General features: G+C 72.7%; 8 protein-coding genes. 3 read left to right on the forward strand and 5 right to left on the reverse strand.

Annotated elements, in window-relative coordinates; all coding sequences use genetic code 11:
- Positions 1-120 precede the first annotated feature (120 nt).
- Positions 121-2,901 carry a preprotein translocase subunit SecA gene (gene secA, locus GPJ59_RS26920; RefSeq protein WP_219670295.1) on the reverse strand — a complete coding sequence of 927 codons (2,781 nt, stop codon included), beginning with the start codon at positions 2,899-2,901 and terminating at the stop codon, positions 121-123.
- Between the two features lie 228 nt (positions 2,902-3,129).
- On the opposite strand from secA, the gene GPJ59_RS26925 reads away from it, so the two are divergent.
- On the forward strand, positions 3,130-3,732 hold the full coding sequence (locus GPJ59_RS26925; protein WP_219670296.1) for a GNAT family N-acetyltransferase: 603 nt from the start codon (positions 3,130-3,132) through the stop codon (positions 3,730-3,732).
- Between the two features lie 59 nt (positions 3,733-3,791).
- Positions 3,792-5,030, forward strand: coding sequence for a winged helix-turn-helix domain-containing protein (locus tag GPJ59_RS26930; protein WP_219670297.1), 1,239 nt, complete (start codon positions 3,792-3,794; stop codon positions 5,028-5,030).
- A 488-nt stretch (positions 5,031-5,518) separates the two neighbouring features.
- Here the strand turns inward: GPJ59_RS26930 and GPJ59_RS26935 are convergent, their stop codons facing one another.
- From GPJ59_RS26935 to GPJ59_RS26945, 3 genes are all read right to left on the reverse strand, one after another.
- The gene (locus GPJ59_RS26935; RefSeq protein ID WP_258024969.1) at positions 5,519-6,229 is read right to left on the reverse strand and encodes a response regulator; all 711 of its coding nucleotides are present in this window, start codon (positions 6,227-6,229) and stop codon (positions 5,519-5,521) included.
- A gap of 135 nt (positions 6,230-6,364) precedes the next feature.
- On the reverse strand, positions 6,365-7,060 hold the full coding sequence (gene hpf / locus GPJ59_RS26940; RefSeq protein ID WP_374200914.1) for a ribosome hibernation-promoting factor, HPF/YfiA family: 696 nt from the start codon (positions 7,058-7,060) through the stop codon (positions 6,365-6,367).
- Between the two features lie 316 nt (positions 7,061-7,376).
- Entirely contained in the window at positions 7,377-8,261 is an 885-nt protein-coding gene (locus GPJ59_RS26945) for a ComF family protein (protein ID WP_258024970.1), read from the reverse strand.
- A 128-nt stretch (positions 8,262-8,389) separates the two neighbouring features.
- Here GPJ59_RS26945 and GPJ59_RS26950 point away from each other — a divergent pair, with 128 nt between their 5' ends.
- Positions 8,390-8,530 carry a hypothetical protein gene (locus GPJ59_RS26950; protein ID WP_219670299.1) on the forward strand — a complete coding sequence of 47 codons (141 nt, stop codon included), beginning with the start codon at positions 8,390-8,392 and terminating at the stop codon, positions 8,528-8,530.
- Between the two features lie 400 nt (positions 8,531-8,930).
- Here the strand turns inward: GPJ59_RS26950 and GPJ59_RS26955 are convergent.
- Positions 8,931-10,779, reverse strand: a 1,849-nt coding sequence (locus GPJ59_RS26955) for an LpqB family beta-propeller domain-containing protein (protein ID WP_308120505.1), incomplete at its 5' end; no start/stop codon positions are given.

Genomic DNA, 10,779 nt, shown 5'->3' on the forward strand with positions numbered 1-10,779 from the left:
CCCTCCTGGCGCAGGCCCGGCGCAGGCCCGGCGCAGGCGCGGCGCGGGCGGGAAACGCCGACGGGGCCGGTGCTGCGCTCTCGCGCTGCACCGGCCCCGTCCATCCCCGCCCCGCGGGGGTTACTTCTTGCGGCGGCGGCCGCCGGCCGCCCGCTGGGCCTTGCGGCGCTCCGCGCGGGTCATGCCCTCGCCCGCCGGGGCGCCGTCCTCCTCGAAGTCGCCCTCGACCACACCGCCCTCGCCGTCCACCGTCGGCGCGGAGAAGTGCAGGCCGCCGCGGCGCTGCGGGGCGTCCAGGCCCTTGGCCTTGATCTCCGGACGGGCCGCCGGGACGGCGGCCTCCTCCTGGACCGGGACCTCCTCGACCTGCTGCTCGACCTGGACCTCCAGGTTGAACAGGTAGCCGACGGACTCCTCCTTGATGCCCTCCTGCATGGCGTTGAACATGTCGAAGCCCTCGCGCTGGTACTCCACCAGCGGGTCCTTCTGCGCCATCGCCCGCAGGCCGATGCCCTCCTGGAGGTAGTCCATCTCGTAGAGGTGCTCGCGCCACTTGCGGTCCAGCACCGACAGCACCACGCGCCGCTCCAGCTCACGCATGACCTCGGAGCCGAGCTGCTTCTCGCGCGCGTCGTACTGCTCGTGGATGTCGTCCTTGACCAGCTCCGCGATGAACTCCGCCGTGATGCCGGCCCGGTCGCCCGCGGCGTCCTCCAGCTCCTCGATGGTCGCCCGGATCGGGTAGAGCTGCTTGAAGGCGCTCCACAGCCGCTCCAGGTCCCACTCCTCGGCGAAGCCCTCGACGGTCTCGGCCGCGATGTACGCGTCGATGGTGTCGTCCATCATGTGGCGCACCTGCTCGTGCAGGTCCTCGCCCTCCAGGACGCGGCGGCGCTCGCGGTAGATGACCTCGCGCTGGTTGTTGAGCACCTCGTCGTACTTCAGGACGTTCTTGCGCGTCTCGAAGTTCTGGGTCTCGACCTGCGACTGGGCCGACGCGATCGCCCGCGTCACCATCTTGTTCTCGATCGGGACGTCGTCCGGCACGTTCGCCATGGACATCACGCGCTCGACCATCTGGGCCTTGAACAGGCGCATCAGGTCGTCGCCCAGCGACAGGTAGAAGCGGGACTCGCCCGGGTCGCCCTGACGGCCGGAACGACCGCGCAGCTGGTTGTCGATACGCCGCGACTCGTGCCGCTCGGTGCCCAGCACGTACAGCCCGCCGAGCTCCTTGACCTCCTCGAACTCCGCCTTCACGGCGGCCTCGGCCCGCTCCAGCGCCTCGGGGAGGGCGTGCGCCCACTCCTCGATGTGCTCCTCCGGGTCCAGGCCGCGCTGGCGCAGCTCGGCCTCGGCGAGGTCGTCCGGGTTGCCGCCGAGCTTGATGTCCGTACCGCGGCCGGCCATGTTCGTGGCGACCGTGACCGCGCCGCGGCGGCCGGCCTGCGCGACGATCACGGCCTCGCGCTCGTGCTGCTTGGCGTTGAGCACCTCGTGCGGGATGCCGCGCTTGGCGAGCTGCTGCGAGAGGTACTCGGACTTCTCGACCGAGGTGGTGCCGACGAGGATCGGCTGGCCCTTCTCGTGCTTCTCCGCGATGTCGTCGACGACGGCGGCGAACTTGGCGACCTCGGTGCGGTAGATCAGGTCGGCCTGGTCCACGCGCTGCATCGGCCGGTTCGTCGGGATCGGCACGACGCCCAGCTTGTAGATCTGGTGGAACTCGGCGGCCTCGGTCATGGCCGTACCGGTCATGCCCGACAGCTTGGAGTAGAGGCGGAAGAAGTTCTGCAGGGTGATCGTGGCGAGCGTCTGGTTCTCGTCCTTGATGTCCACCCCTTCCTTCGCCTCGATGGCCTGGTGCATGCCCTCGTTGTAGCGGCGGCCGGCGAGGATACGGCCGGTGTGCTCGTCGACGATCATGACCTCGCCGTCGATGACGACGTAGTCCTTGTCGGCCTTGAACAGCTCCTTCGCCTTGATGGCGTTGTTCAGGTAGCCGACGAGCGGGGTGTTCACCGACTCGTAGAGGTTGTCGATGCCGAGCCAGTCCTCGACCTTGGCGACGCCGGACTCGTGGATGCCGACCGTGCGCTTCTTCTCGTCGACCTCGTAGTCGCCGGTCTCCTCGATGCCCTTCAGCGGGTTGCCGGGCTCGCCCTTGGTCAGGCGGGTGACCAGCTTGGCGAAGTCGCCGTACCACTTCGTGGCCTGGTCGGCCGGGCCGGAGATGATCAGCGGCGTACGGGCCTCGTCGACGAGGATCGAGTCGACCTCGTCGACCACGGCGAAGTTGTGGCCGCGCTGGACCAGCTCGTCCTTCGACCACGCCATGTTGTCGCGCAGGTAGTCGAAGCCGAACTCGTTGTTCGTGCCGTAGGTGATGTCACAGGCGTACTGCTCGCGGCGCTGCGCCGGCGACATGTTCGCCAGGATGCAGCCCACCGACAGGCCCAGGAACTTGTGGACGCGGCCCATCATCTCGGAGTCGCGCTCGGCCAGGTAGTCGTTCACCGTGATCAGGTGCACGCCCTTGCCGGACAGCGCGTTCAGGTAGGCGGGCAGGGTGCCGACGAGGGTCTTGCCCTCACCGGTCTTCATCTCCGCCACATAGCCGAGGTGCAGCGCCGCACCGCCCATGAGCTGGACGTCGTAGTGGCGCTGGCCGAGCACGCGCTTGGCGGCCTCGCGGACCGTCGCGAAGGCCTCGGGCAGCAGGTCGTCGAGGCTCTCGCCGTCCTGGTACCGCTGCTTGTACTCGTCGGTGAGCGCCCGCAACTCGGCGTCGGAGAGGTTGACGAAGTCCTCTTCGATGGAGTTGACCTGGTCCGCGATGCGGTGCAGTTTGCGCAGGATCTTGCCTTCGCCTGCACGCATGAGCTTGGTGAGGACGGACACTGAGGCTGGTCTCCTTGCCGGTCGGGCCTGGCACTGGTTCGTACACGGGCACGGCAGGTGGGCCCCACCGCACCGGCCATCGTAAGCGAGGACACGGCCGCGCCGGGAGGTCTGCCGCGGCCGCGGGGCGGCCGGCACCCGTAAGGAGAACGCCCGGGGCGCGGCGAAGGTGCCGCACTTTGCGAAAACTGTTCGCTTCCGCGACGCCGGCCGCCCCAGAATCCGGCCATGGAACCCACCACCCTGACCACCGAGCGGCTCCTGCTGCGCCCCTGGGCCCCGGGCGACGCCGACGCCGTCCACCGGGCCTGCCAGGACCCCGGCATCCAGCGCTGGACCTCCGTCCCCGTGCCGTACGGGTACGTGGACGCGCGCGGCTGGACCGAGGAGATCGCCGCGGCGGGCTGGAAGCGGGACACCGAGTACTCCTTCGCCGTGTGCCGCACGGGCTCCGGGACGGACTCCGGAACCGTCGTGGGCGCGGTCGGGCTGCACGTGCACGGCGTACGCGGCTACGAGATCGGCTACTGGGCGGCCGCGGAGCACCGCGGCAACGGCTACACCCTGGAGGCCGTGCTCGCCGTGGCCCGCTGGGCCTTCACCTCGCTCGGCGCCGGCCGCGTGGAGTGGCGGGCCGAGGTCGGCAACGCCGGCTCCCGGGCGGTCGCGGAGAAGGCCGGCTTCCGCGTCGAGGGCGTCCTGCGCGCCGCCCTGCCGTTCCGCGGCACCTGGCGCGACTGCTGGGTGGGCGGCCTCCTCCCCGCCGACCTGGGCCTCACGTCGGCGCTGCCGCACCTGCCCGCGCCGACTGCCGGGGGCGACCGGGTCTGAGGATGGCGGATCTGAGCAGGTCAGGGCCGGTTGTCAGTGGTGGGTCCTAGGCTGCGGCCATGACCACCCTGCCGCCGCCGTCCCTGTCCCTCTCCGCCGACGAAGCGCGCCGCATCGCCCTGCGCGCCCAGGGGTTCCTCGGCGCGCCCGACCGCCGGGGCGGGGTGCGCGGGGTGCTGCGCCACCTGGGCGCCGTACAGCTCGACACGATCTCGGTGCTGGCCCGGTCGCACGAGCTGATCCCGTACGCACGGCTGGGCGCGGTGGGCCGCGAGGCGGTGGAGCGGGCGTACTGGTCGGGCAGCCACGCCTTCGAGTACTGGTCGCACGCGGCGTGCATCCTGCCGATCGAGGAGTGGCCGCACTTCGCGTTCCGGCGCCGGGCACGGCGGGCCCGGGGGCACCGCTGGCACGTCCTGAAGGACAAGGAGCAGTCCACGAAGGCGGTGCTGACCCGGCTCGCCGCGGACGGACCGCTGACCTCGTCCGAGCTGGGCGGCGCGAAGAACGGCGGGGAGTGGTTCGAGTGGTCCGAGACCAAGATCGCGGTGGAGTGGCTGCTGGACACCGGTGAGGTGGTCTGCACCGAGCGGCGCGGCTGGAAGCGGGTCTACGACCTGGCGGAGCGGGCCGTGCCGGACGCCCTCCTCCACGACGACCTGGACGACCGCGAGTGCCTGCGCCGCCTGGTGGCCCTGGCTGGGCAGTCCCTGGGCGTCGGCACCCGCGCCGACATCGCGGACTACCACCGCCTCAAGGGCGAACAGGTCGACGCGGTGATCGCGGACTCCGGCCTGGTCCCGGTCGAGGTCGAGGGCTGGGGCAAGCCGGCTGGCGGCGGCCGTGGCGGCCGGGGCACGGGCGCCGCCCGAGGTGCGGGCACGGCTGTGGCCTGGGCGGACCCGGCCGCGCTGGCGACCGCGCCCCGCGGCCGGCACCGCACGACACTGCTGTCGCCCTTCGACTCCCTGGTCTGGGACCGGGCCCGCACCGAGCGGATCTTCGACTTCACCCACCGCCTGGAGGCGTACGTCCCGAAACCGAAGCGGATCCACGGCTACTTCGCCATGCCACTCCTGGCCGGCGGCCGGCTCCAGGGCCGGGTGGACCCGGCCCGCGAGGGCCGCACCCTGGTCGCCCGCCAACTCTCCCTGACCACCCCGAAGGCAGCCCCAGCCATGGCCGCGGCCCTGCGGGAAGCAGCGACCTGGGTCGGCTGCGACACCATCCACATCGAACGCGCCACCACCCCGACCGAAGCGGCAGCAGTCACGGCAGAACTGACCCGCCTGGCCTGAGCCATGAGCCCGCCCGGAGGCGGCCGGCGTGCTCCCGGCCGGGCGGGGGCGCGAGCCCGCCCGGAGGCGGGCGGCGGGCTCCCGGCCGGGCGGGAGGGCGGCGGCCGGCGGGCAGGCCGACAGACCCGGGTGAGCAGACGCAGACGACGTGCAGACGCCGCCGACGGGCGGACGCGCGTGGCGGGCAGGCCCGGGCCAAGCGAGCGGAAGCGGCCGGCAGCGGAGGCACGCAGTGAGAGCCTCCCCGCGGAGCGTGCGTAGTCCGCCGCCGAAGCAGCGGCGGTCACGTCGGAACCTTCCCGGCTCCCCTGGGCCGCGGGCGTCGCCCACGGCGGACTTGCCCGCCGGGGGCGGTCTCTGCCGGACGGACGGGCGGGCGCAGACGGCAGGCGGAGGCGCGCGAACGCGGGCGGGCGGCGGGTCGGCTCGGCCCGTGGCTTCGTCCGGGCCCGGCCAAGGCCCGGCCCCACCCGCCCCGCCGGGAGCGCCTAGCGGATCTCCAGGATCTTTTCTCGCATCGCGTACACGACCGCCTCCATCCGGGAGTGCAGCTGCAGCTTCTCCAGGATGTTGCGGACGTGGTTCTTGACGGTGTTCTCGGAGATGAACAGCTCCTTGGCGATGTCCCGGTTGTTCATCCCGGTCGCCACCAGCTTGAGCACCTCCAGCTCCCGGTCCGTCAGCCGCGGCGCCGGCACCAGCCGACGCTCGTCCGTCCGCTGGATCATCGACTTGAACTCCGTCAGCAGCTTCGACGCCATCGAAGGGCTGATCTGCGACTGCCCGTCCGCCACCGCCCGGATGGCGGTGGCGACCTCGTCCGTGGAGATCTCCTTGAGCAGGTAGCCCGTCGCGCCCGCCTTGATCGCGTCGTAGAGGTCGGCCTCCTCGTCGCTGATGGTCAGCATGATGATCTTCGCGGAGGGGGCCACCTCCTTGATCGAGGTGCAGGCCTCGATGCCGCCGCGCCTCGGCATCCGTACGTCCATCAGCACGATGTCCGGCAGCAGGTCCGCGGCCTTGTCCACCGCCTCCGCCCCGTCCCCGGCCTCGCCGACGACCTGGATGTCCTCCTCCTGCGCGAGGACGATCTCCAGCCCGCGCCGGAACAGGGCGTGGTCGTCCACCACGAGCACCCGGATCGGCTCACCGGCCGAGCCCCCGCCCGTACGGCAGCCAGGCTCGAAGGTGTCCGCCATCGTTCCTCCCCCTGCAATCTCCGCGCCAAGGTCTGCACCAACCCGGCGGAATCGCCCGCCGGTTGACTGACCGCCAGCATACGGGTGCCCCCGGGACGCATCGGGCGTCCACAGGGGCACCACCGGAATCGACCGTCAGCCGCCGAGGGCGCCACCCGCACTGCCGCGCGGCTCCTCCGAGGTGGAGGCGCCGTCGGGGTTGACGTGGATGACGCCGTAGTCGTACGCGTGACGCCGGTAGACGACGCTGGGCAGCTTCGTCTCGGAGTCGACGAAAAGATAGAAGTCGTGCCCGACCAGCTCCATTTCGTAAAGCGCCTGGTCGAGCGACATGGGTGCCGCCGAGTGGGTCTTCTCCCGGACGACGAGCGGGCCTTCGCCCCTCACTTCCAGCGACCCGATCCGGGTGGTCGGGATCGCGTCCTCAAGACCCTCGTGCACCGGCTCACCGTTCGGCGTGAGGGTCGCGGCGTCCGGGACGACGTCGGCGACCTCCGCGGCGGAGAGCCGACCGGTGCCACGACGGCTGTACCGCTTGTCGTGCTGCCTGCGCAGCTGGTTCTCCAGCTTCTCCTGCGCGAGGTCGAGCGCCGCGTACGGGTCGGCCGCGGCGGCCTCGGCGCGGATCACGGGACCGCGGGATCGGAGGGTGATCTCCACACGGTCGGAACGGTCGGCCTGCCGCGGGTTGAGCTCCTTGGACACCTCGACGTCCAGGCTGATCACCTTTGCGTCGAACCCCTGGATCTTCTCCACGTTGAGCTTCTCGGCCACGTGCTTGCGGAACCGTTCGGGCACTTCGGTCTTGCGGCCCTTGACGACGATGTCCACGCAGAACTCCGTTCCCGGATTGCTCCGCCGCCTCGGCGAAGCGTCTCCCTTTTGCACCAGGCCCCGGTGAGCACCGGAGCCTCGGACTTGGCGACTTTCACCTCCTCCTCCCCCATCGGCAAGATCTCCACCCCACCGACGTCGGAGTCGAGAGACATTGCGGGCCAAGGCTCGCCAGTTCCTCTTCAACCGAACATATCTCTCCATGCCGGTTGTCGGCACCCGCTACCGGAAGCTACCTCCATTCGGGTGGTTGATTCCTCATACCACCTGCAACGATGCGCCTTCCCGATCAGTTCCAAATCTATTCGCAACTTTATTGCTCTGTACGGGTTCCGGGGGATCTTGGCTCAAAATTTGAGTCAGCCGGTCCCGCCACCACGGCGGCGAACGGGGCCGGGGCCGCCGGGACCGCCTCGCACCAGGCCCGGGCCGCCTCGGCGAGGGTGGCCCCGGTGGTCATCAGGTCGTCGACGAGGACCGGCTGAGCGCCCTCCAGCAGGGCCGCCGCACCGGGGCGGACCTCCAGTGCCCCGGCAAGGTTGTACTGCCGCTGGCGCCCCCCCAGCCCCGCCTGATCGGCCACGGCGCGGCGCTGGCGCAGCACGGGAAGCACCCGCGCGGGACCCCCGTCCCGCCGCAGCCGGGCGGAGGCGGCCAGCGCGATCCGCCGCACGGGGTCGTGCCCCCGCGCCCGCACGGAGCCCCGCGAGGACGGCACCGCCACCAACACGACCCCGGGGCTCCGCCCGGGCTCGTGCCGCAGTCCCCGGGCCCGTCCGGGCCCGGCCCCGGAGCGCTGCGCGCCGCTCCCGTTCCACCGCCCCGGCTCGCCGAGGCGCACGTATGCGTACCCTCCCTCGGGCCTGCCACGCGCGCCTGGTCCGTCCGCAGCCGCTGCCGCGGCCGCGGCCAGGCCCGCGTGGACCGCCCCGGCCAGGGCAGCGCCCAGCGGTTCGGCCAGGGCGAGTGCGCCGCGCTCCTTGTGGGAGAGCAGCACCGAGCGCACGGCACCGCCGTACGAGGCGGCCGCGTGCACGACCGGCAGGCCGACCGGCTCGGGGCACGGCCGGACCCGCCGCGCACCGGTCCCGGACAGCTCCTCCCGGCAGCCCGGGCACAACAGACAGCGCGCGGCCCCGCACCCCGCGCAGTCGGCCGGCAGCACCAGGTCGGCAAGGTCGCGCCACCACCCCCGCATCCCTCCACTCTGCCGCGCAGACCCCGCTCCCGCGACCCCTGTGGACAACCGGACGTGCGGCTGCACGAAGTGGTGCTGTCGGCGGGCGCGGGGGCGTACGGGGAGCTGCGCGACGGCGCGCCGGCCGTGTGGCGAAGGCCCTGTACGAGGCGCTGGCGATGCCGGGTGCGGAGCGGGCGGAGCGGACGAAGCGGCTGGCGGCGGCGGCCACCGCGCTGCCGCCGGCGCGGTGGTTCGCGGCGCAGTTGGCGGACCTGGCCAAGCCGTAGCCCTGCCGGGGCCGCTGCGCGGGGCTGTTCCCCTACCCGCCCCTTCCCGAAACCGGGGCTCCGCCCCGGACCCCGTTCCGTGCGCTTCGCGCCCGGTGCGCTCAAACGCCGCGCGGGCTGGAATATGCCGCGGGCCGCTCAGGCCGAGGCCCGAAGTCGGGCCGGCAGGCCAGGCCGGGGCACCCCGCAGCCCGAGTCAGCCCAGGGCGCCAGCCCGGCAGGGCGCCAGCCGCCCGACCGCGCCCACGAGGGTTCCGGAGCCCGTCCCGGAGCCCGCGCGGCACACGGCGAAGGGCAGCAGGGCACCAGCCCGGCAGGGCGCCAGCCCCCGGCAGCGTCAGCCCGGCAGAGCACCAGCCCCCGGCAGCGCCAGCCCGCGGCAGCACCACCCCCGGCAGCCTCACCCCGGATAGACCGGCGCCAGCCCCCCCGCCGCCACCGTGCGCCACTGCGCGCCCGGCGGCAGCCAGACGATGCCGTCGTCCGCCGAGTGCGCGACGACCGGCTTGGTCTCGTCCTCCGACGCCGCCACCGCCGTCAGCCCCGTCGCGCCCGGCAGGCCGGCCGCGACCGTGGAGCCGTCCGAGAGCACGTAGCGGGCCTGCACGACGCCCCCGCTCTCGCGCCCGACCACCAGCAGCCGGCCCCGCGGAGCCCACGTCATCGCCGTCACCTCGGCCATCTGCGGCGCGCCCGGCCGCAGCTCCCGTACGGAGACCCCCGACCCGGCCGCGGTGTGGTGCTCGGGCCGCTCGATCCGCCCGATGTAGAGGTTCTTGCGTCCGCCGTCCTTGGTGACCAGCAGCGCGATCCGCACCCCGTCCGAGGAGACCCGCAGCGCGGTGATCCGGCCGCCGTCCAGCCCGGCGACGTCCACCTTCACCGGCTTCGCGGTCCCGCCGGGCACCAGCCACAGCGCCGGCGCCGCCGGGTCCTGGTCGGCCACCCACACATCGCCACGGGCGTCCCAGCTCGGGGCGGTGAGCCGCCCGGCCTTGCTGGACTGCACCGGATCCGGCATCGCCCCGGCCGTCGTCAGCGACACGACGTACATCCCGCGCCCGTCCTCCGACAGCACCGCCGCGCGCCGCTCGTCGTGCGCCACCGCCGCCGCGGACACCCGGAAGCCGGAGCCCGCGGTGCCCAGCGGCCCGGGTACCGGCTCCGCCCGGTCCTGCTGGTCGTCGTCCGTGCGCAGCTGCATCCGGACGAGTTTGCCGTCCTGCTTGTCGACGTAGTACTGGAACCGCGGGCTCGCCGGCCGCCCCGCCTGCGCCGACGCCGCCGCCTCGGTCACCCCGCACAGCGAGGACTTGTCCGAGCGCAGCACCTCGACGCGGTCCAGCCGCGACGCCGTCAGGTCCCGTGCGGTGTAGAAGAGTTGGGCGGCCATCTTCTGGCACTGCGGCTGCGCGACGTTGTCGGCCCGCTCGTTGAGCGGCACGCGCAGCGTGTTCTGCCCGTTCTGGCTGTCGTACGTCAGGGACTTGGTGCCCTCGCGCAGCTCCGTACCGGTGGGGAAGCTGGAGGCGACCACCGGCCCGAGCCACTTGGAGGGGCCCGACAGCAGGGACTTGACGGTCTGTGCCAACGGGTCCATGCGCGAGTCGGGGTCGGTGCGCTGGCGTACGTAGACGGGGTCGGCGACGAGCGTCGAGCCGGAGAAGTAGTACTTGTTGACGGGCTTGAAGATGCGCTGGAAGTCGGACTCGCTGAGCACCAGCCCGGCCGGCGGCGTCGCGATCCGCCACTGCCCCGCCTTGTCCTTGACCAGCTGGAGGTACTCGTCGTAGTTCCCGCCGGCGGTGTTCGGCTGGTAGGCGCTGCGCTCGTCGACGGTGGCGAGCTTCTTGCCGGTGAGCTTGAAGCGCGGCCCCTCGGGGTCCTTCTCGGTCTGCACCGGCACCCAGGTCAGACCGCCCGAGGTGATGGTGATGCCGGAGCCGGGCTTCCAGCTCTTGGCCGCGTCGTCGGTGAGGTACTTGCGGGCGGTCTCCAGCTGCGGGTCGTCGGCGGTCATGGCCTCCAGGAAGCCGTCCACGATGTCCCGGGGGCCCGCGCCGTCGGCCGGCGGTACGCCGAACACCCGCACCTGCGAGTCGGCGCCCTGCGAGGCCCGTACCTGCCGGATCTCGCCGTGGTCGGGCATCGAGGCGCAGGCGGGTACGAGCAGCACGAGCCCGCCCGCGAGGGCCCCGACGCGCGCCACCGCCGCCACGGCGGGGACTCGACGGGCCGCGCCACGGGGC

The sequence above is a fragment of the Streptomyces bambusae genome, from assembly GCF_019400985.1.
GTDB lineage: Bacteria > Actinomycetota > Actinomycetes > Streptomycetales > Streptomycetaceae > Streptomyces > Streptomyces bambusae_A.

Excerpts from the sequence above, each read along its gene's own strand:
- GPJ59_RS26925 (WP_219670296.1), top strand. The coding sequence starts at position 3,130 with ATGGAACCCACCACCCTGACCACCGAGCGGCTCCTGCTGCGCCCCTGG.
- GPJ59_RS26930 (WP_219670297.1), top strand. The coding sequence starts at position 3,792 with ATGACCACCCTGCCGCCGCCGTCCCTGTCCCTCTCCGCCGACGAAGCG.
- GPJ59_RS26935 (WP_258024969.1), bottom strand. The coding sequence starts at position 6,229 with ATGGCGGACACCTTCGAGCCTGGCTGCCGTACGGGCGGGGGCTCGGCC.
- GPJ59_RS26945 (WP_258024970.1), bottom strand. The coding sequence starts at position 8,261 with ATGCGGGGGTGGTGGCGCGACCTTGCCGACCTGGTGCTGCCGGCCGAC.